This is a genomic window from Rhizobium sp. CG4 (assembly GCF_023701965.1).
GTDB lineage: Bacteria > Pseudomonadota > Alphaproteobacteria > Rhizobiales > Rhizobiaceae > Agrobacterium.
Genome location: NZ_JABAEG010000002.1, coordinates 358,319 through 379,350 on the forward strand (window position 1 = coordinate 358,319; position 21,032 = coordinate 379,350).

Below are 21,032 nucleotides of genomic sequence, written 5' to 3' on the forward strand. Positions count from 1 at the left end.
CTACTGGCCCGTGTCCGAGGGGATTCGGGCGGGAGAGGCTCTACTGTAATGGCAATGACGGAAAATACCCGAGGCGCGATGTTCATGGCACTTGCCATGGCCAGCTTCACCATCAACGACGCATTGGTGAAATCCGTCACCCCATTCATGAATACCGGCCAGATCATGTTCGTACGCGGCGTGATGACGACCATCCTGATTGTTGCGCTTGCCAAATATTTTGGTGCCCTGCGACCGATCAAAACCCTGTTTCGACCGCTGGTTCTGGTGCGGACCGCCAGCGAAATTTCAGCCACTGTCCTGTTTCTGACCGCACTCGGCCAGGTGGAATTTGCCAGCATTTCCTCAATCATGCAGTCCTTGCCACTGGTGGTGACGCTGGGGGCTGCACTTTTCCTGGGCGAGCCGGTGGGCTGGCGGCGCTGGGTGGCGATTGGTATCGGTTTTGCCGGTGTATTGATCATCATTCGGCCGGGGTCGGAAGGTTTTACCACCGGAGCTTTGCTGGCAATTGCATCGGTGTTCGTCACGGCCTGTCGTGATCTGGTGACGCGGCGCATGTATGCCGACGTACCGTCGCTGACCATCAGCATGTTTACCGCAACTGCCAATACGGCGTTTGGCGCATTGCTGATCGTGCCGATGGGTGGCTGGCAGCCGATGGAATGGAGTGTCATCGGCCATCTTGCCGTCGCGTCCATCCTGGTGCTCTCCGGCTACCAGACGGTGATCTTCGCCATGCGCTCGGGCGAAATCTCCTTCGTCGCGCCGTTCCGCTACACCAGCCTTTTGTGGGCGCTGATGATTGGCATTCTGGTTTTTCAGGAAAAACCCGACATCTGGACCTTGATCGGTGCAGCGATTGTCATTGCATCCGGCATTTACACGTTCTATCGCGAGAGACGACGCTATCTGATGAAATCGGCCAAGGATTCCTGAAAATCCCCGTCCTGCCGGAATGACGCAAACCAGCCCTATCCGCAATCGTTAAGGGCGGTGACGCGTCAGGAGTAATGAAGTGACTGACGTAGGTTTTCTGAACAGAAAAACACCGCCACATATTTTCACGCTGGTTATGGTGGCCGGGCTTTCTGCCCTCAGCATGAACGTGTTTCTGCCCTCGCTGCCGGCCATGACCGCGCATTTCGAGACACAATATGCCGTCATGCAGCTGTCGATCTCGGGTTATCTCGCTGCCACCGCTTGCGTGCAGCTGGTTGTTGGCCCGCTGTCTGACCTGTTTGGCAGACGGCCGGTGATGCTGGTCAGCCTGTGCATCATGTGCATTGCAACGCTGGTCTGTTTTCTGGCGCCCAATGTCGGCGTGTTCATGGTGGCGCGTTTTGCGCAGGCCAGTGTCGCAACATGTTTCGTGCTGGCCAGAGCCGTGGTGCGCGACATGGTGCCAGCCAATCAGGCCGCCTCGATGATTGGCTACGTGACTATGGGCATGTCTGTCGTGCCGATGGTGGGGCCGATGATTGGTGGTGTCCTGAATGATATCGGCGGCTGGCAGGCAAGTTTCCTGCTGCTGATGGGCCTGACGATGCTGGTGATCGCACTTGTCTATTTCGATCTTGGTGAAACCAACCGACAGAAGTCGACCAGTTTTTCTGCACAGTTCAAGGCCTGGCCGGAACTTCTCAAATCACGGCTGTTCTGGGGATATGCGCTGACCTCGACATTTTCGTCCGGTCTGTTCTTTTCGTTCCTCGGCGGCGCGCCATTCATTGGCAGCACACTTTACGGCCTGACACCGGCGATGCTGGGTGTGCAGTTCTTCTTCATGGCGGCGGGCTATATGCTCGGCAACTTCATCTCCGGCCGTTATGCCAGTGACATCGGTATCATCCGCATGATGGTGTCCGGCAATCTCATCGCCATGACCGGAATTGTCATCGCCATCGTCCTTGCCAATACGGGCCTGCACAGCCCTTACGCCTTCTTCATGCCGCTGGCGCTGATCGGTGTTGGCAATGGCGTGACCTTGCCAAGTTCCAATGCCGGCATGGTCAGCGTAAAACCGCATCTGGCGGGTTCTGCCTCCGGTCTCGGTGGTGCGCTAACGATTGGCGGTGGTGCTGCGCTGTCTGTTATCGCAACCTCGCTGCTATCGCCAACCTCCGGCACACAGCCGCTGCTGTTCATGATGGTTGCAACCGGGCTTCTCGCCCTTTACGCAACATACTTCACGCGCAAAGCCGAACGGCAGGAAGCCAGCCTGTCACAACGAGACGACAATGCATAAAAATCTTCCCGGCCTCATTCTCGCTGGCGGCCTTTCCCGCCGCATGGGCAGCAACAAGGCGCTCAAGCAACTGGGCGACAGCCCCCTGCTCTCGCATGTCATCGAGCGCATTCGCCCGCAAGTCTCATACCTTGCGCTAAACGCACCGCATGACTGGGCAGACGAGTTTGGCCTTCCTGTGGTGCCTGACACAAAACTCGGCCATGCCGGGCCGCTGGCAGGCATTCTGGCTGGACTACGTCACATGGCGAGCGTGGCACCGGACGCAAGCCACATGCTGACAGTACCGGCCGACAGTCCGTTCTTTCCCGACACTCTGGAAGCCCAGCTGCGGTCTTACATGACGGACGACAGCACGGTCATCATTGCCGCATCTGCCGGTCAGGTGCATCCGGTGTTCGGTCTGTGGCCGGTCGCCATTGCCGATGATCTGGAGCAATGGCTTGCGGTGGATGAAAACCGTCGTATCCGTAACTTCCTTGGCCGGCATTCGACCCTTGGCATTTCATTCCCCAAGATTGAAAGCGCCACCTCGTCCATTGATCCGTTTTTCAACATCAACACACCGGACGAGCTTTCCATTGCGCAGGCATTTCTGGATACGTTGGATTGAAGTAAATGCGCCTAAATCGGCGCCAAGAAATATGCCTGTAAACACAAAAAAGCCGGGCTCAAGCCCGGCTTTTTCTTCCCTGAGACGCACTACCTACTCAAGGTATCCTGATGGGTTCACCGGCGTCGCATCCTTGCGCACTTCGAAGTGAACCTGTGGGCGTTTCGCGCTGCCGCTCATGCCCGATGTCGCAATTGTATCGCCGCGCTGCACCTTCTGGCCGCGCTGTACGTTGAGGGCGGAAGCGTGGCCGTAAACGGTCACCTTGCCATCGTCGTGACGAACCAGAACCGTGTTGCCGAGCTGCTTCAGACCGTTACCGGAGTAGATAACCACGCCGTTTTCAGCAGCCTTGATCGCCGTACCCTCGGGAACCGAGATATCGATACCGTCGTTACGATTGCCATCGACGTTCTCACCGAAACCGGAGATCACGGCGCCACGAACCGGCCAGCGGTATTTGCCGATGCCTGTTGCGGCCGGAGCAATCGATGCCACGTCGGACTTCTTCTCGATCTCGCCGACTGTCGAAGTGGCGACCGGTGCCTTGTAAGGCTCAGGCGACTTCACAGCGGTTTCAGTCTTCGCAGGCGCTGCCGGCTGTACCGGTGTTTCCTTCGGCGTGATCGACGCAGTTTTTACATTGTCGGTGTTGGCAGAAGGCATCTGCAGCGTCTGGCCGATACGAATGTTTTCGTTCGACAGGCCATTTGCAGCCTTCAGAGCAGCAACGCTGACACCATTTGCCTTGGCAATCTTGGCAAGGCTGTCACCTGGCTGCACCTTGTAACCACCGGTTGGCGGCAGAGGCTTGCCACCTGGAGGTGTCAGCTTTGCAGCTTCGCCGGATGCCTTGTCGCGGGCAGCAGCAGCGGACGGCAGAACAGCAAGGTTCTGGTCGTTCTGGCGGGTTGGTGCCGGCAGGTTGCCGTCATTGGCGAGATTTACGTTGTCCGCAGCGGCCTTGGCAGCGTTACGTGGCGTGCCGAAGGTCGGAATGGTGATCGATTGGCCAGGTGCCGCAGCCGAAGCCGTCGTCAGTCCATTGGCCTTGAGGATTTCCTTTTCAGGAACACCGTAACGCTTGGACAGCGTCGCAATGGTTTCACCCTGGCGCAGCGTCACACTTGGGCCACCCTGCGCATTCCAGCCATTTGAAGACGGCTTGGTTGACGCGGTGGAAAGCTGGTCAACAGCACGCGGTGCAGCCGGAGCCTGCGCAACAACCGCCGGTGCGGCAGGCTGCGGGTTGGCCGACGGGAATGGCTGTGCCATCGCCTGATTACGCGACTGCGGTTCGCGAAGCGTGTTGCCTGCGGATGGAGCTGTCAGTTCCGAGCGCTGGATCGTCGATGGCGAAGAGGCCACCCGTGCGCTGGAACTTTGCACCGAGCCGTAATTACCAGAGTTGTTCTGGTATGGCTGGTTATAATTCTGATTGTTGTTACCGTAGGCAGGCTGAGCTGATGCCATCGATGAACCATTGACATCGCCCATCGGGATCGGTGCCTGACCATAGGCACCTGCACCGTTTCTGGAAGGGATTGATGCAGTGGTCATCGTATCCGTTTCATTGGAAAACAGACCGCTGAACCGGGTGGCATCCGAGCTACAGCCCGTAACCACGCCTGCCAGCGAGATTGCAACCAAAACTCTTGCGACTGATTTTCCGATTTTGGGCGAATTCTTCATACGCATGACTCGATCTACACTGACGCCAACCCGCCGAAACTGACTGCCTCGGCGCAAACTCATTTCTTGCAAGGCCCATTTCCCGAGAACGGAAAAACCATGCGTCTATGGATATGATTAAAGCGCGTTAGTATTACTACGCGGTTAAGACGCTTAAATTCCGCGCAGTTTTTTTGACAATTCGATAACCATGACAATTAAGACATGGCAAAAAGCAAGGCGAAGTCTGAATTCCTTGTTTGAATTCAAAGCCTTAAAAAACAGCAATTGCGACAGAAAAAATCAGATATGGCGCGCCATATGCGGGATAAGCGGCAAATAAGGCGCTTCGAACATATCCTCGCGCTCAAAACGGCTGCCGGTTTTTGACAAACGCATCATCACGCAACGCTCGTCATCCACCATCAGCGGCGCAATCAAAACGCCGCCGGAAACGAGCTGTTCGGCCATGAAGCGTGGAAAGGTGGTAAAGGCTGCCGTAATCAGAATACGGTCAAAGGTGCCCTCGCCTGTCAGACCATTGCTGCCATCGGCAAGGCGGGTCACGACATTACGAAGGCCAAGGCCTTCCATACGCTTCTGCGCGCTCTGAACCAGGGTCCTGTAACGATCAATGGAAACGACACGTTCTGCCATGCGGCCAAGAACGGCGGCGGTAAAACCGCTGCCCGTTCCGATTTCCAGTACACGCTGCCCCGGCTTGACCTGAAGCCGGGCCAGCATTTTAACCGCCATATCGGCGCCTTCCATGAACGATCCGCAATCAATCGGGATGGTTCGGGTGGAATAGGCATCGTCGGCAAATTGCGATGGTACGAATTGCGAGCGTGGTGTCTGCTCGACTGCCGTCAACAGATCGATATCGGAGATGCCTTCGGCCCGAAGACGCAGGACCAGAGCAGCAAACCCCTCTTTTTCGATCATTGGCGATTTCAATCTGCAACTCCAAAACCAAGCGCCTGGGCAACACGATCCTTGACCGTATAATCTGTCAGGTCGAGTTTCAAAGGCGTTACCGAGATCTTGCCGTTCTTGACGGCGTGAATGTCGGTGCCTTCGCGGAACGTGCCCAGACGCTCGCCAAAACGCAGCCAGTAATAAGGAAGGCCACGGCCATCCTTGCGCTCTTCAACCGTCAGACCGAAGTCCAGCTTGCCCTGATCGGTCACGGTCACGCCCTGCACGTCTTTCGGCGCGCAGTTGGGGAAGTTGAGATTAAGGAACGTGCCATCCGGCAGGTCGACATCGATCAGCTTCTTGATCAGGTCCGGTGCATAGGTTTCTGCAACTTCCCACGGCACGATGCGGTCACCGTCATCGGTGTGAGCATAGGCCTGGCTCAGCGCAAATGAACGCACGCCCTGCAGCGTGCCTTCGATGGCGCCGGCAATAGTACCGGAATAGGTCACGTCGTCGGCCATGTTGGCGCCGGAGTTTACACCCGACAGCACCAGATCAGGTTTGCCAGGCAACACTTCGCGAATGCCCATGATGACGCAATCGGTTGGCGTACCGCGCAGGGCAAAATGCTTGTCGGAAACCTTGCGCAGACGCAGCGGCTCGGAAAGCGTCAATGAATGCGCCAGACCACTCTGATCCGTCTCCGGAGCTACAATCCACACATCGTCGGAGAGCTTGCGCGCAATGCGCTCAAGCACAGCCAGCCCTTCGGCGTGGATACCATCATCATTGGTCAGAAGAATGCGCATTCATATACCCTTTCGGCAGTATCAGGCTGCTTTTTCGATCTTGGTCAGACCGCCCATATATGGCAGCAGCACGTCTGGAATTGTGACAGAGCCGTCTTCGTTCAGGTAGTTCTCGAGAACGGCAATCAGGCAGCGGCCAACAGCTGTGCCGGAACCGTTCAGCGTGTGAACGAACTTCGTCGCCTTGTCTTCCTTGCCCCGGTAACGGGCGTTCATACGGCGACCCTGGAAGTCACCACACACCGAGCAGGACGAGATTTCGCGGTAAGCGTTCTGGCCCGGCAGCCACACTTCAAGGTCATAGGTCTTGCGTGCGCTAAAGCCCATGTCGCCGGTGCACAATGTCATGGTGCGGAAATGCAGACCAAGACGCTTCAGCACTTCTTCAGCGCAGGCCGTCATGCGCTCGTGCTCTTCCACAGCGCTTTCCGCATCGGTGATCGAAACCAGTTCGCACTTCCAGAACTGGTGCTGGCGCAGCATGCCACGGGTATCACGACCGGCAGAACCGGCTTCCGACCGGAAGGACGGCGTCAGCGCGGTAAAGCGCAGCGGCAGCTTTTCCTGATCGAGAATTTCGCCCGACACCAGGTTGGTCAGCGTGACTTCAGCCGTCGGGATCAACCAGCGGCCATCCGTGGTCTTGAACAGGTCCTCGGAGAACTTTGGCAACTGACCGGTTCCGAACATTGCGTCATCGCGCACAAGCAGAGGCGACGACACTTCGGTGTAACCGTGCTCGCCTGTATGCAGGTCGATCATGAACTGGCCAAGCGCCCGTTCCAATCGTGCAATCTGGCTGGTCAGAACAGTAAAGCGGGCGCCGGACAATTTGGCTGCGCGTTCGAAATCCATGTAGCCAAGCGCTTCACCGATATCGAAGTGTTCTTTCGCCTCATGGTTCCAGCCTGGCTTCTGACCAACCACACGTGCAACGATGTTGTCGTGTTCGTCCTTGCCGACAGGAACGTCATCAAAGGGAATATTGGGAATGCGCGACAGGGCGTCGTTGAGTTCTGCCGTGATCTGGCGGTCCTCTTCTTCTGCCTGTGGCATGGTTTCTTTCAGCTCGGCAACTTCGGCTTTCAGCTTTTCAGCAAGCTCGAAGTTCTTCTGCCCCATGGCTGCGCCAATCTCTTTGGAGGCGGCATTACGACGGGACTGCATTTCCTGAAGTTTCTGAATAACGGCACGGCGCTTTTCATCAAGCACTATCAAACCGGAAGAAAGAGGCTCCGCGCCGCGCTTTGCCAGGGCGGCATCCAGAGCTTCGGGGTTTTCGCGTATCCATTTAATATCGAGCATTGTCGTTCCAGACTGTTCGGTTTGCCTGCGGTTACTTCAAAAAAGCAAAAGCCGGGCTTGAAGCCCGGCTCATGAAAAATAGCATGCCGGACAAAACGTCAGGCGTCTTCGGAGGCTTCGAGCTCCCTGCCTGCATTTTCCGCCTCCCGCTTCTTCTCCACGAGTCGAGCCAAGTATATGGAAATCTCGTAGAGAATGATCGCAGGCAGCGCAAGACCGATCTGGGAAAGCGGATCGGGCGGCGTAAGAACGGCGGCCACGACAAAGGCAATCACGATGGCGAATTTGCGCTTGTCCTTGAGCGTCTGGCTGGTGAGCAGACCAACGCGGGCCAGAAGCGTGGTAACGACAGGAAGCTGGAACACCAGACCGAATGACAGCACCAGCGTCATGATCAGGCTGAGATATTCCGACACTTTCGGCATCAGAGAAATGGCAACTTCGCCCTCTTCCGGCAACTGCTGCATGGCAAGGAAGAACCACATCACCATGGGCGTGAAGAAGAAATAGACGAGCGCTGCACCGATCAGAAACAGGATCGGCGATGCAATGAGGAATGGCAGGAATGCAGCGCGCTCATTCTTGTATAGGCCGGGCGCCACAAACTTGTAGAGCTGTGAGGCAATAACCGGAAACGCGATAACAATCGCGCCGAACATCGCCACCTTCACCTGGGTGAAGAAGAATTCCTGCGGGGCGGTGTAGATGAGCTCTGCCTTGGAAAGGTCAAGTCCTGCCCAGGTCACTGCCCACTTGTAGGGAATGACCAGAAAGTTGAACAGGTGCTTGGCAAAGCCGAAGCACACCACAAAAGCAGCAAAAAAAGCCACCAGAGACCAGATGAGCCGCGTGCGCAGCTCCATCAGATGCTCGACAAGCGGCTGGGGTTTGTCTTCGATATCGCCGCTCATGCTTCGTCCTTCTTGGCAGTCTTTGCAGTGGCGGCGGTTTTCCGCACCACTGGCTTTTTGGCGGCGGCAGGCTTGTCAGCCACATCAGTTGCAGCCTTGGCCACGGATGGCTTTTTGGCGGCAGCGGTCTTGGCTGGCGCGGCTTTGGCGGGCGCGGCTTTCGCCGGCGTAACCTTGGCTGGCGTTGCTTTCACGGCGACCGGCTTTGCTGTCTCGACCGTATCAGCAGCAGGTGCGACTGGCGCCGTTTTGGCTCTAGGCTTGGCGGCCGGCTTTGCAGCAACCGTGATTGCCTCGGCCGTGGTGGCAGCCTCTGCCGTTGCTGCCTTGGCGGTCGATGCCTTCGGCGCACGCGGCTTTGCAGCCGGTTTTGCCTTTGCAGTAACAGGTGCTGGCGTTGCAGCATCGGGAACGATTGCTGGAGGACTATCTGGCAACATCATCGATGGTTCAGGCACCGAAACCGGTGTCGAGGAAGCTGGCGTCGCAGAGGTTGTGGGCGCGCCCGACTTTGCGTCATCCAGTGTCGTTGCCTTCTGCAAATCGGACTTGATATCCTGACCAAGCTGGCGCAGCGGGTTCATGGCGTCCCGCAGGGAGTTTGTCGGATTCAGGTTCTGGACGTCGGAAATGGTACGACGCACATCATCCATATCAGCTTCACGCAGCGCTTCATCGAACTGACTGCGGAACTCGCCCGCCATCTTTCGAAGATTGGCCGTCATTTTGCCAAAGGCACGTATCATTGGAGGCAAATCTTTGGGTCCGACGACAACGATCAATACGACCGCAATCACCAGAATCTCGCTCCAACCAATGTCAAACATCAATATGCTCCCGAGACACGCTCGCCTCGCCGGTCAGACTGGCCTTGACGGCCAAGTCTTACTTGATTTCGTCAGCCTTGTGATCAACCGTCTTGCTGTCGGTCGATGCGGGCGGCGTTGCGTCGTCGTCAGCCATGCCCTTCTTGAAGCTCTTGATGCCCTTGGCAACATCACCCATCAGTTCCGGAATCTTGCCGCGGCCGAAAAGAACCAGGACAATGACCAGAACGATAAGCCAATGCCACACACTGAAAGAACCCATAACCGAAACTCCTGAATTGCGCTTTTAACCGATGTAAGATGTTTATTGCTGTTTTTCAAACACCAAAATGCACGCCCCTGCAATTGAGGAGTTGTCGCAGGTCAAACTCCCGCGAGGTTTTCCAGCATTTTAGTTTTATTAGTCGTCGTCGCCGGCGCCACCGGGCATCAACAGGCCCAGTTCTTCCAGATCCAGCTGGGTGATCGGATCTTCTTCATCCGTCAGATCATCGTTCATGGATGGAATCGGTATGCCGAAATTGGCCGGAATACGGCCGGAAAGCAGCCCTGCCCCCTTCAGTTCTTCGAGACCCGGCAAGTCGCGCAGTTCCTCAAGACCGAAGTGATCGAGAAAATCGACCGTCGTGCCCATGGTGACCGGCCGACCCGGTGTGCGCCGGCGCCCGCGAAACCGCACCCAGCCCGCTTCCATCAGCACATCAAGTGTTCCCTTGGAGGTTTGCACGCCACGGATTTCTTCGATTTCCGCACGCGTCACCGGCTGGTGATAGGCAATGATTGCAAGGACTTCCAGGGCTGCACGTGACAGTTTGCGCGGTTCCTTGTCTTCGCTGCGAATGACGAATGACAGGTCGCTGGCCGTTCTGAAAGCCCAGTTCCCGCCAATTTGGATAAGATTGACCCCCCGGTTGTTGTAGGCAACCTTCAAGCGCCACATCAGTGCCGACACATCCATGTCCTTGGGCAGACGTTCGGCAATGAAGGCTTCCGAGACCGGCTCGGCAGAGGCAAACACAAGCGCTTCGGCAATGCGTTCGGCTTCACGCTCCACGCGGCTCAGCGCCACCTGTGGTTCGGTTTTCACCACGTCCGCAATGGTGTCGTCGTCCATCGGTTCATGGTCACTCATTCTCGGTATCCTGATCAGGCTGGCCTAGCACCGGTTTGCCGGTGCCCTTGCGCATGAAAATCGGCTGAAAGGCGCCATCCTGCCGTATTTCGAGAGTGCCTTCCCGCACCAGTTCCAGCGATGCGGCAAAGGCGCTGGCAATCGCGGTCACACGGTGTGCAGGGTCGGCTATATATTGCAACAGATACTGGTCGAGCGCCGTCCAGTCATCGATATCGCCCAGCAGCGAGGTCAGCAGCTCACGGGCATCGACCAGCGACCATACCTGACGTTTTTCAATCGTCACATGGGTAATGGCATGGCGCTGCCGAAGCGCTGCATAGGCGCTCAGCAGATCATAGAGATTGGCCTCGAACACCGAGCGGCTGGTATGGGGAATATGTTCCGGTGCACCACGCACGAAGACGTCGCGACCCAGACGGTCGCGGTTGACCAACTTTTCCGCCGCCTCACGCATCGCCTCAAGGCGTTTCAGTCGGAAGGCCAGCGTTGCGGCCATTTCCTCACCGCTTGGGCCGTCATCCTTGGCCTGTTGCGGAATGAGAAGCTTGGACTTCAGGAAGGCAAGCCACGCCGCCATAACCAGATAGTCGGCGGCAAGCTCGATGCGCACCCGCCGCGCCGTATCGACGAAGGACAGGTATTGTTCGGCCAGCGCCAGCACCGAAATGCGCGACAGGTCCACCTTCTGGGTACGGGCAAGATGCAGCAACAGATCGAGCGGGCCTTCAAAGCCCGCAACGTCGATCATCAGCGCAGCTTCACCCGTAGCCCGCTCGGCAGTGTTTTCCTGCCAGAGCTTGTCCATAGGTGTGCTGGTGCGGGACTTGTCTGCCGCCATCTTCCCATCCGCCGGAAACCGGCCTGTTTTACCTGATGATATCAGGCAACTGCCCACATTGCGTTGAATTCTGCTCTCAGCGCCGCTTCATCGCCACCATCAGCCTGCTGGAAGCCCGCTTCAACTGCCTTCGCACGCTCCAGAGCGCGTCCAGACAGCACCGGGACTTCTTTCACGACCGCAAGCATTTCACTCATCACGCCGTTGCAATGCAAGACCATATCGCAACCGCCTGCCACAATATTGGCAGCGCGCTCGCCCAATGTCCCGCGCAGCGCATTCATCGAGGTGTCGTCAGACATCAACAGGCCATCAAAACCGATGCGGTCACGAATGATCTCGTCGATGACCTTTCTGGATGTGGTGGCCGGTGCATACGGGTCGATCGAGGTAAACACCAAATGTGCGCTCATTGCCATCAGTTCCTTGTTCAGGGCACGGAATGGCACGAAGTCATGTTTGTCCAGTTCGTCCACCGGAACATCGACTACTGGCAGCTCATGGTGAGAATCCACCATGCCGCGCCCGTGGCCGGGCATGTGCTTCATGACAGGCAACATGCCGCCGGCTTTCAGGCCATCAGCCGCCGCCTGCCCCATCAGCGACACCGTCTCGGGATCAAAGCCATAGGCGCGGTTGCCGATGACATTGCTGGCGCCAGGTACCGGGACATCCAGAACCGGCAGGCAATCCACTGTTATGCCGAACTTCATCAGATCAAAGGCATGCAGGCGCGACATCAGCCAGGCAGCGCGTAGCCCCTTTTCCCGGTCTGCCTTGTAGATTTCACCCAAGGCCTCTGCCGAAGGATAGGCCTGCAGGATCGGTGGCTTGATACGCTGTACGCGTCCACCTTCCTGGTCGATCATCACAGGTGCATCGGGGCGGCCAATCGCATCCCGCATCGCGGCCACGAGATCGGAGATCTGATCCGGTTCTGCGATGTTGCGGCCAAACAGAATAAATCCCCACGGACGTTCCGCTTTGTAAAAGGCAACTTCCTCAGGCGTCAGTGTCAGGCCACTGCATCCCAAAATTACGGCTTTAGATTCTGTCATGGCGCTCACCGGCTTCATGTGGAGGATTGGATGTGATGATCGGATGTACCGATCGGGCAATAAAAAACCGGGAACGGCAAGCGCACCCGGTTTTTGAATTTTATGCCATCAGCAATTAGCGGGCAATAAGGCAGCTTCCGCCAGCGGCACGGTAACGTTCGCACAGTGCTGCGGCTTCATTCTTGTCGCCAGCTGGAATGCGAACCCGGTAGTAAGTTCCCTTGCCAGCGACTTCCGCTGCCTTGATGTCAACGCCACGACCACCAATGACCGAACCGAACTTGCCGGACAGGCTCTGGTAGGACTTCTGCGCTTCAGCCTGGCTCGGCAGCGAGGCGATCTGCACATAATAACCACCGGTCGAGACGGTGTTCTGCACAGGGGCAGCCTGCTCAGGCTGTGCCGGGGCAACCGGGGCCGCAGGTGCTGTTGCAACGGGCTGGTTGGAGGTAACGGCAGCATTTGCCTGCTGTGCGGCCGGACGTGCCGACGGTACAGGCGCGCCGTTATTGGCAGCAGCTGGAGCCGTTGCAGCAGGTGTTGCCGTTGCAGCTGGAGCCGTTGCCACTGCAACCGGGCTGGTTTCGATGACCTTCGGCACATCGTTTGCAGCCGTGGCATTGTCCGCGGTGCTCAGAGGTGTTGGCTCAGGTGCAGCGTTGGATGCTGTTGTTGCCGGTGTCGTTGTTGGTGTCTCTGGCACTTCCTGTGCGACGAGCGTGCCATCCGGCTTGACGATCATCGTACGGACCTTGCGTGGAGATACGGCAGGTGCATTGCTTTCGGACTCGGACGCACGGGCTGGTGCATCATTCTGCGCCAGCAGGCGTGGATCTTCGGTTTCACCAACCGGCGTACCCATGTTGCCGAAATCGCTTTCGTCCTCACCTTCCATTGGCAGGTTCTCAGGGATCAGCGTCTTCTGCACAACATCAACCGGCTCTTCGTTGGACGAGATCAGCGACGACTGCTTGGGATCAGCTGCGGTCTGGCCAGCAACACGGTCATACACCGCTTTGTCCTGGTTAGGCACAGTCTTGCCACCTGGATTTTCAGGCACTTCCTTGACCGGATCATTGTCGGCAGAAATGATGATTGGCGCACCGTTGCCGGACGTCTGCGAACCACCGGACATCAGCGCGTAAACACCACCGGCAATCAGAACAACACCGAGAGCGGCAACCGGAACGATCCAGCGACGCGAACGGCGCTCTTCGTTTTCATATGGCTGCATTGGCTGTTCATAGAGGTTCTGCGGAGCATGCTGCTGTTCAGCCCTACCCTCAGATGCCGCCTTCATGCTGTGACGGAAATCCTCTTCCAGCGCCTTTTCAAAATCATCCAGATTTTCAAACGGTGCTGCGGCCTGTTGCAAACGGGCAGCGGACTGGTTTGGAGCATTTCTGTTGCGATCAAGACCGGCTGGCGTGGATGCAGGCGTAAACAGTGCTGCAAGCTCAGTGTCGAGGTCCAGATCATCATCATGACGGCGTGGGGCCGGCTTTGGCTCAAACACGCCAACTGGCAGATCCGGCACTTCCATTTCACCAATGGTTTCCGGACGATCTTCGGTATCGCCAATCTGGCCGTGGTCAAATGGCAGCGGCTCAAGCTCTACTGGTGCAGGCGCTGGTGCCCGTGCAGCAACCGGTGCTGGAGCAGGCTTGGCAGGCTGCGGCGCATACGAGAATGACTGCGGAGCTGCAGCGGTAGGCTGCGTTCTCTGCGGTGCAAAAGCAGCAGCAGCGGCAACCACTGGAGCCGCAACAGCGGCAACCGGAGGGGCCGGTACAGGCACAACGCGTGGCATCTCAATCGGCTTTGCGGCGACAGGCTCAACATTGCCGATATCGGACAGATCGAAATCCAGATCGATATCATCAAGCGCCATTTCGAACGCATCATCCGCAAAGGGCTCGAACTCAGCGGCAGGTGCGGCGGCAACAGGAGCAACCGGCGCTGCCTGAGCAGGCGCGACATGCTTTGGTGCCTGTGGCGTAGCCTGGCTGCGTGGAGGCTCGTAGAAGGACGGCGCAACCTGGAAGACATCAGGGCTTACAGGTTCGGCGCGCTGCAGAAGCGGCGCAGCCGCAACAGGTGCAACCGGGGCAGCTGGGGTAAAGACCGGCTGCTGGGCGGCGGTATTGTCGTTGCGGACGGAATAGTGATCAACGTCATAAAGCAGTTCATCCATCGGGGAGAACGGTGCTTCAGGCGCCTGAGTGACAGGTGCTTGTGCGACAGGAGCTTGGGCAACCAGCTCGGGCGCAGGCTCGAACATTGGCTCAACCGGCGCCTGACGCACAGGCTCTGCCTGCGGACGTGGCGCAACTGGTGTGGCGCGCGAACCGAAGTTTGCCAGCGGCAAGCGCAGGCCCGACACTTCCAGCGACGAACGGTGCAGATGCGGTGCGGCCTGCGGCGTTGCGACGGGAGCCGCTACCGGGGCCAGCTGTGGCACGGTGTTCTGGGCCTGCAAGGTGGATGCCATTGAGCCAAAGTTCAGTTCCAGCTCGTCGGCCAGATTGAAGGCAGGCTCGACACGCGGCAGCTCAGGCTCTTCCTGTGCAGGGGCTGGCTCTGCAGCCACGCTGACTGGGGGCAATTCAAAGGAAGGCTCGCGATACTCGACCACACCAGGTTCGCTGACGTAGTTCCAACCACCCTGCTCCGGAATAGTCACTTCCGGTTCTGGCGCGAATTGCGGCTCTGGGTAATCGGGTTCCGCAGGCTTCGCGTAAGCCGCAACTTCCTGCTCGTAGGAAGGCGCAAAGGATGGCTCAAGCGAAACCTCTGGCTCGTCGTAAACGGCAGGTGCCTGAACGACAGGTGCGTGGGGCTCTTCGTGATAGCTTGGTTCAGGCTCGTAGCGCGGCTCTTCCTGATAGACAGGGGCCGGTGCGGCAGGCCGCTCATAAGCCTGCGGCTGCGCCACCGGTTCGCGCGGAGTAAACTCGGCGACAGGATCCAGGCGTGGCGCATCGTAAATCTCGAATTCGCGCAACAGCTCGTCTTCGAGATTGAATTCAGGTTCCCGTCTTTCAACCTGCTGCGCAGGTGTCTGCGCAGCAACAGGAACGACATGTGAAGGACGTTCATCGAAACCGACGATACGGGTCAGTTCCGCCAAGGGATCATCCTCAGCGAATACATCACTCCGAGCGTCTCGATTATACGCGGCGTTTTTCTCGACCATTTCACGTTCCACTATCTACGCATTACGGCTTTTGCCAGCGCATTGTGGGTAAATGGTGACGCTTTAGCGCATTTCGGCCGGTGCATCGGCCCCTACGAGGGCCAGTCCGGACTTCAAAACATTCGCGACAGCATTCACCAGCCCAAGTCTGGCAACGCTTAATTCTCGGTTTTTATCGTTAACAAATCGTAATTCAGGCTGATCTTTACCTTTATTCCAGTGTCCGTGGAACGAACTTGCTAGATCATAGAGGTAAAATGCCAGTCTGTGCGGCTCTTGCGAAGAGGCCGCAGATTCGATCAGACGCGGATATTCCGCCAGCTTGGCAATAAGCTGTAACTCATTGACATCGCTGATCAAAGCAGCACCGCCTGCGAGGTCAGCCGTGCTGACGTCGAGGTCAGGAAAGGCCTCTTTCGCCTGACGGAAAACAGACATGCAACGTGCGTGAGCATACTGCACATAAAATACCGGATTATCTTTCGATTGCTCCGTTACTTTGGCAAAATCGAAGTCAAGCGGCTCAGAATTCTTGCGATAGAGCATCATGAAGCGAACCGGATCACGGCCGACTTCATCCACAACATCGCGCAGAGTGATGAAGTCACCCGAGCGTTTCGACATCTTGACCGGCTCACCGTCACGGAACAGTTTGACCAGCTGGCACAACAGAACCGTCAGCTTGGACTTGCCCTCGGAAACAGCACGAGCAACCGCCTCAAGGCGCTTTACGTAGCCGCCATGGTCTGCGCCAAGCACATAAACCATTTCAGTGAAACCGCGGTCGAACTTGTCCTTGAAGTAGGCAACGTCAGCCGCAAAATAGGTGTAGCTGCCATCCGACTTGATCAGCGGACGGTCCATGTCGTCACCCACCTCGGTGGAGCGGAACAGGGTCTGTTCGCGGTCTTCCCAGTCCTCCGGCAGCTGGCCCTTTGGTGGCGGCAGCGTGCCCTTGTAGACATGGCCCTTGAAGGTCAGGTCATTGATGGCCGACAGGATAGGACCGGCATTGCCGGCATGCAGCGTGCGCTCGGAATAAAACACGTCGTGCTTGACGTTCAGCGCTTCCAGATCTTGCCGGATCATCGCCATCATTGCGGTGATGGCCTTGTCCTTGACGATCGGCAGCCATTTTTCTTCCGGCATGGCGCGCAGCTTGATATCGTATTCGTCAGCCAGTTCCTTACCAACAGGCACGAGATAGTCCCCCGGGTAAAGACCCGGTGGAATGGCGCCAACATCTTCACCCAGCGCTTCGCGGTAACGCAGGAATACCGACCGCGCCAGAACCTCGATCTGCGAGCCGGCGTCGTTGATGTAGTATTCCTTGGTCACGTCGTAACCGGCAAATGACAGCACGTTGGCAAGCGTGTCACCGACAACGGCGCCACGGCAGTGGCCAACATGCATCGGGCCGGTCGGGTTTGCCGAAACATATTCGACGTTGACCTTGTGGCCCTCGCCCATTGTCGAGCGGCCAAAATCAATCCCAGCCTCGATCATTGCCGACAATAAGCGCTGCCAGTAACCGACGGAGACCTTGATGTTGATGAAGCCGGGGCCTGCAACATTGACGTCGGCAACGTCAGGTTCACCCTTCAGCTTCTCGACAATGATTTCCGCCAGGGCGCGCGGGTTGGTGCCAAGCGGCTTGGCCAGCACCATTGCAGCATTGGTGGCGACATCGCCATGGCTTGCATCACGAGGGGCTTCAACGGTTACTCGACCGAAATCAACGGCTGCGCGGTTGTCCTTAACGATATCGATCGTTTCGAGCGCGTTTTTGATTCTGGTATCGAAGTCGGCAAAAAGGTTCATTGCATCCACCTGCGCGAACGGGTTTCCATCCGTATCCATGGTTAAAGAAGTTGAGGCGCTGCCTATCGCAAATCGGGGGTATGGTCAAACAATCGCTGGTGCGCCTTCAGTGCATAACTGTCGGTCATGCCCGCGAGATAATCTCCAACATGCCGTGCCAGCTGCCCTTCGCTGAGGCCAGCGATATGGTCAACCCAATAGTGGCCCTGCATTTCCTTGGGCTCCTGCATGTAGCGTTTGAATAGATCGCAAACGATTTGCGTTGCCCCGGCACGAACGCGCATGATCTCCGGATGGCGGTAGATATGGCCAAACAGCAGCTTCTTGATCTGCTTGTCGGTCTCGGCCATACCTTCAGAAAACGTGGCAATGGTAATGTCGGCGCCGCGCACATCTGCGGCACTCTGCGGATTGACGACGGAGAGATTGTGCTGCGTGACGGCAATCACATCTTCAACCATGCGGGTAATCTGCCGGCGCATGATTTCATTGGCAAAACGTTCGCCATCAAGATTCGGATATTTGGCGCGCACCTCCGCCATCAGCCCGGCCAGAAACGGCACTTCTTCAAGCATCTCGAAGGTCAGATAACCCGAGCGCAGGCCATCATCGATGTCGTGGGTATTATAGGCAATATCATCTGAGATGGCCGCGACCTGCGCCTCAAGGCTGGCAAAGCTGCCGATTTCCAGATCGTTCAGCTTGCAATAATCGACGATCGGCAGTGGAACCGGGCCACGCACCCCCTGCCCGTTGGCATCGACCAGCGGACCATTGTGTTTGACCAGACCTTCCAGCGATTCCCATGTCAGGTTCAGGCCATCGAAATCAGCATAGCGGCGCTCCAGCTTGGTGACGATGCGCAGTGACTGGGCGTTATGGTCAAAACCACCATAGGGTTTCAGCATCTCATCCAACGCATCTTCGCCGGTGTGGCCAAACGGCGTGTGGCCAAAGTCATGCACCAGCGCCACGCCTTCGGCGAGGTCTTCGTCCAGCTTGAGGGCACGCGCCAGCGCACGGGCAATCTGCGCCACTTCAACCGTGTGGGTCAGACGTGTGCGGTAATGGTCGCCATCAGGGCTGATGAATACCTGCGTCTTGTGTTTCAACCGGCGGAACGCCGTTGTGTGCACGATGCGGTCACGGTCGCGCTGGAATTCGGAACGGGTCAGGCTGGATGGTTCAGGAAAAAGGCGGCCGCGTGTCGTCCACGGGTCGGCAGCAAACACTGCCCTTTCACCGCTTCCAAAACCCAATGCACGCTGATCAATTCTCATGTCTCACCCTGTTCTCGACTGCCATTGACGTTTCACACTCACATTCATACCTATGCTAAGGCCTGTCGCATAGTAACGGAAACACAGACTTTTCCTTCAAGCAGGGTATAGACCTCTTCTTTGAGTGTTTTATAATTACGTTTAAACAAATCTCTCCGGACCTTGACCCCGGCCATGAGGACAACATGACACAGATAGACGTAACCCTTTCCGAATCGGCAGCCAAGAGAATCGCCGAAATCGTCAGCGCAGATGCAGGCAAGCAGGCCCTTCGCGTTTCCGTGGAAGGTGGCGGCTGTTCCGGTTTCTCCTACAAGTTTGACCTTGAGGACACACAGGCCGACGACGACGTGGTGATTGAACGCGACAATGCCAAGGTTCTGATCGACAGCATGTCGCTGATCTACATGGCCGGTTCCGAGATCGACTTCGTCGATAATCTTCTCGGTCAATCGTTTCAGATAAAGAATCCGAATGCGGTTGCAAGTTGCGGATGTGGAACGAGTTTTTCCGTTTAAACCCTTCCTGTGAGTTCAGCGGTAAAACGGGTGTCAATTGCCTTTTCATCGGGTAAAGATAGACCTTGAGAAAAACGGGGTATCCGATGAAAATCGCCACATGGAACATCAACGGCGTCAAGGCACGCATTGAAAACCTTTGCCAGTGGCTGAAGGATTCCAGTCCGGACATCGCCTGCCTGCAGGAAATCAAGTCCGTTGATGAAGGTTTCCCTCGCCTCGAAATCGAAGCTCTCGGCTACCACGTGGAAACACATGGTCAGAAGGGCTTCAATGGCGTTGCGCTTCTTTCAAAGATCAAGCCGGACGAAGTGCGCCGTGGCCTTCCCGGTGATGATACCGATGAGCAGGCCCGCTTCATTGAAGGCGTATTCTCGGTCAAAGGCGGCGTCATTCGCGTCTGTTCGCTTTACCTGCCAAACGGCAACCCGCCGGATGATCCGGTAAAATACCCCTATAAGCTGCGCTGGATGGAGCGTCTGCGTGCCTATGCGGCGCAACGTCTTGAGCTTGAAGAGCCGTTCATTCTGGCCGGTGACTATAACGTCATTCCCGAACCCTATGACTGCCACGACCCGAAAGTCTGGGAAGGTGACGCGCTGTTTCTGCCGCAGACACGGCAGAGTTTCCGCCGTCTGGAAAATCTCGGTTTTGTCGATGCGGCCCGTGCGACAACCGATGCGGCGGGACTTTATTCCTTTTGGGATTATCAGGCTGGGGCATGGCCAAAGAACAACGGCATTCGCATCGACCACCTGATGTTGTCGCCGGAAGCCTCTGACAAGTTGCAGGCTGTTTCGATCGAGAAACATGTGCGCGCCTGGGAAAAGCCATCGGACCATGTGCCGGTTTGCGGTTTCTTCAACTTCGCCAGCTGATCTTATCAGCCTGCGGTCGCGCAGGCTTCATTCACCCATGAATTTATGCATACACATCCGTCGCCACCTCTCAGGTGGCGGCGCTAAAAAGGCGTGAGCTGTTTACAGGGATAATGCTTATCAGGGATCAGTCCAGATTGCCGGAGCGGATGCTCTGGGCAAGCGAGATGGCGTCACGGCGATCTCCCTCACCAGCCACCGCAAAAGCCTGTTCCTGCAAATCCTGAACCCAAGGGCATTCAGAAGGGTTGCAACGATCAAGAGCTGCGGTCATGAAGGCAAGTCCGCGTACGGTCTGGCCTTCCTGGAAGATCACATTGCCAAACACCGACATGGCACCAGCATGGCCGTTGCGGCGCGCCTGGTTTAGCCACTTCTTGGCCTGCATGGCATCCGCGCGACCGCCCTCACCAGCCAGAATCATCTGGGCAAGCTGGAACTGCGCTTCTGCAACGCCAAAGGTCGATGCCACCTGGAAGTAGATCTGGCGGGCCTGCGACATATCAGGCTTTACCGGGCTGCCCGGAATGCCATGGCGATAATAGTCGGCCAACGACAGCAGAGCGTTCACGAAGAAGCCTGTGTCTTCAGAACCCGGCTCTACGCCCTGGCTGGCAATTTCATTGTAGATTTTGAAGGCTTCGAAGTCGTTTTTGGCGACACCGTCACCATAGGCATACATGTTGGCCAGTGCCCAGCGGGAGCCTGTATGGCCCTTTTCGGCCGCATAACGATAGGCTTCTACCGCGTCTTCCTTCTTACCGTTCTTGTAGGCCTTGAAGCCGAATTTGAAGAGGTCGAACGGTCCGGATTCCTTCGTGACACCCGCATTGATATCGAATGCAGCTGCTGGCATTGCCAGGGAGGCAATGAGGAAACCCATACACAGGGGTTTCAGGATGTTGGCTTCACGTTTCAACATTTCACCGAACTTCTTTCATTCGTCTCGGCGTATATCCAAGACCGCTGTCACACTGCAAAGACAAACCGCAGTCATTTGCGA

19 protein-coding genes are annotated in these 21,032 nt (G+C 57.0%); 5 read left to right on the forward strand and 14 right to left on the reverse strand.

From position 1 onward, the window contains the following. Positions 1–48 precede the first annotated feature (48 nt). The 3 genes from HGO37_RS06855 to mobA all read left to right on the forward strand — a co-directional run bounded on the left by HGO37_RS06855 (position 49) and on the right by mobA (position 2,861). Entirely contained in the window at positions 49–939 is an 891-nt protein-coding gene (locus HGO37_RS06855; RefSeq protein ID WP_250982695.1) for a DMT family transporter, read from the forward strand. A 79-nt stretch (positions 940–1,018) separates the two neighbouring features. After that, positions 1,019–2,248, forward strand: a complete 1,230-nt coding sequence (locus tag HGO37_RS06860; protein WP_352230554.1) for a multidrug effflux MFS transporter — start codon at positions 1,019–1,021, stop codon at positions 2,246–2,248. Continuing rightward, complete coding sequence (mobA, locus tag HGO37_RS06865; protein ID WP_250982696.1) at positions 2,241–2,861, forward strand: molybdenum cofactor guanylyltransferase MobA; 621 nt, start codon at positions 2,241–2,243, stop codon at positions 2,859–2,861. Before HGO37_RS06860 ends, mobA begins: the two co-directional genes overlap by 8 nt. Before the next feature lie 93 nt (positions 2,862–2,954). Here the strand turns inward: mobA and HGO37_RS06870 are convergent, their stop codons facing one another. The 13 genes from HGO37_RS06870 to HGO37_RS06930 all read right to left on the reverse strand — a co-directional run bounded on the left by HGO37_RS06870 (position 2,955) and on the right by HGO37_RS06930 (position 18,633). Beyond that, the gene (locus HGO37_RS06870) at positions 2,955–4,559 is read right to left on the reverse strand and encodes a peptidoglycan DD-metalloendopeptidase family protein (RefSeq protein ID WP_409515526.1); all 1,605 of its coding nucleotides are present in this window, start codon (positions 4,557–4,559) and stop codon (positions 2,955–2,957) included. 276 nt (positions 4,560–4,835) lie between these two features. Continuing rightward, complete coding sequence (locus HGO37_RS06875; protein WP_409515557.1) at positions 4,836–5,477, reverse strand: protein-L-isoaspartate(D-aspartate) O-methyltransferase; 642 nt, start codon at positions 5,475–5,477, stop codon at positions 4,836–4,838. An 8-nt stretch (positions 5,478–5,485) separates the two neighbouring features. Next, positions 5,486–6,262, reverse strand: coding sequence for a 5'/3'-nucleotidase SurE (gene surE / locus HGO37_RS06880; RefSeq protein ID WP_250982698.1), 777 nt, complete (start codon positions 6,260–6,262; stop codon positions 5,486–5,488). Positions 6,263–6,283: 21 nt separating this feature from the next. Further along, positions 6,284–7,567 carry a serine--tRNA ligase gene (gene serS, locus HGO37_RS06885; RefSeq protein ID WP_250982699.1) on the reverse strand — a complete coding sequence of 428 codons (1,284 nt, stop codon included), beginning with the start codon at positions 7,565–7,567 and terminating at the stop codon, positions 6,284–6,286. Positions 7,568–7,665: 98 nt separating this feature from the next. Next, complete coding sequence (gene tatC / locus HGO37_RS06890) at positions 7,666–8,478, reverse strand: twin-arginine translocase subunit TatC (RefSeq protein ID WP_250982700.1); 813 nt, start codon at positions 8,476–8,478, stop codon at positions 7,666–7,668. Then, positions 8,475–9,305: a Sec-independent protein translocase protein TatB gene (tatB, locus tag HGO37_RS06895; protein ID WP_250982701.1), complete on the reverse strand. Its 831-nt coding sequence runs from the start codon at positions 9,303–9,305 to the stop codon at positions 8,475–8,477. Before tatB ends, tatC begins: the two co-directional genes overlap by 4 nt. A 58-nt stretch (positions 9,306–9,363) precedes the next feature. Continuing rightward, complete coding sequence (locus HGO37_RS06900; RefSeq protein ID WP_192487679.1) at positions 9,364–9,567, reverse strand: twin-arginine translocase TatA/TatE family subunit; 204 nt, start codon at positions 9,565–9,567, stop codon at positions 9,364–9,366. Between the two features lie 138 nt (positions 9,568–9,705). After that, positions 9,706–10,437, reverse strand: a complete 732-nt coding sequence (gene scpB, locus HGO37_RS06905; RefSeq protein WP_250982702.1) for an SMC-Scp complex subunit ScpB — start codon at positions 10,435–10,437, stop codon at positions 9,706–9,708. Next, positions 10,430–11,278 (reverse strand): segregation and condensation protein A, encoded by an 849-nt coding sequence (locus tag HGO37_RS06910; RefSeq protein ID WP_250982703.1) that lies wholly within the window; start codon positions 11,276–11,278, stop codon positions 10,430–10,432. The genes scpB and HGO37_RS06910 overlap by 8 nt, the downstream gene beginning before the upstream one ends. A gap of 41 nt (positions 11,279–11,319) precedes the next feature. After that, complete coding sequence (gene nagZ, locus HGO37_RS06915) at positions 11,320–12,336, reverse strand: beta-N-acetylhexosaminidase (protein WP_250982704.1); 1,017 nt, start codon at positions 12,334–12,336, stop codon at positions 11,320–11,322. A 115-nt stretch (positions 12,337–12,451) separates the two neighbouring features. Beyond that, the gene (locus HGO37_RS06920) at positions 12,452–15,466 is read right to left on the reverse strand and encodes an SPOR domain-containing protein (protein ID WP_352230555.1); all 3,015 of its coding nucleotides are present in this window, start codon (positions 15,464–15,466) and stop codon (positions 12,452–12,454) included. A gap of 129 nt (positions 15,467–15,595) precedes the next feature. After that, the gene (argS, locus tag HGO37_RS06925) at positions 15,596–17,353 is read right to left on the reverse strand and encodes an arginine--tRNA ligase (protein WP_250982706.1); all 1,758 of its coding nucleotides are present in this window, start codon (positions 17,351–17,353) and stop codon (positions 15,596–15,598) included. A gap of 62 nt (positions 17,354–17,415) precedes the next feature. Then, complete coding sequence (locus HGO37_RS06930; protein WP_250982707.1) at positions 17,416–18,633, reverse strand: deoxyguanosinetriphosphate triphosphohydrolase; 1,218 nt, start codon at positions 18,631–18,633, stop codon at positions 17,416–17,418. A 185-nt stretch (positions 18,634–18,818) separates the two neighbouring features. Between HGO37_RS06930 and erpA the strand changes: the two genes are divergently transcribed. Both erpA and xth read left to right on the forward strand, forming a co-directional pair. After that, entirely contained in the window at positions 18,819–19,151 is a 333-nt protein-coding gene (gene erpA, locus HGO37_RS06935; RefSeq protein WP_192487672.1) for an iron-sulfur cluster insertion protein ErpA, read from the forward strand. A gap of 86 nt (positions 19,152–19,237) precedes the next feature. Beyond that, positions 19,238–20,029: an exodeoxyribonuclease III gene (gene xth / locus HGO37_RS06940; protein WP_250982708.1), complete on the forward strand. Its 792-nt coding sequence runs from the start codon at positions 19,238–19,240 to the stop codon at positions 20,027–20,029. A 127-nt stretch (positions 20,030–20,156) separates the two neighbouring features. On the opposite strand, the gene exoR is transcribed toward xth, so the two are convergent. Next, on the reverse strand, positions 20,157–20,951 hold the full coding sequence (exoR, locus tag HGO37_RS06945; protein ID WP_192487670.1) for an exopolysaccharide production regulator ExoR: 795 nt from the start codon (positions 20,949–20,951) through the stop codon (positions 20,157–20,159). Positions 20,952–21,032: the final 81 nt, after the last annotated feature.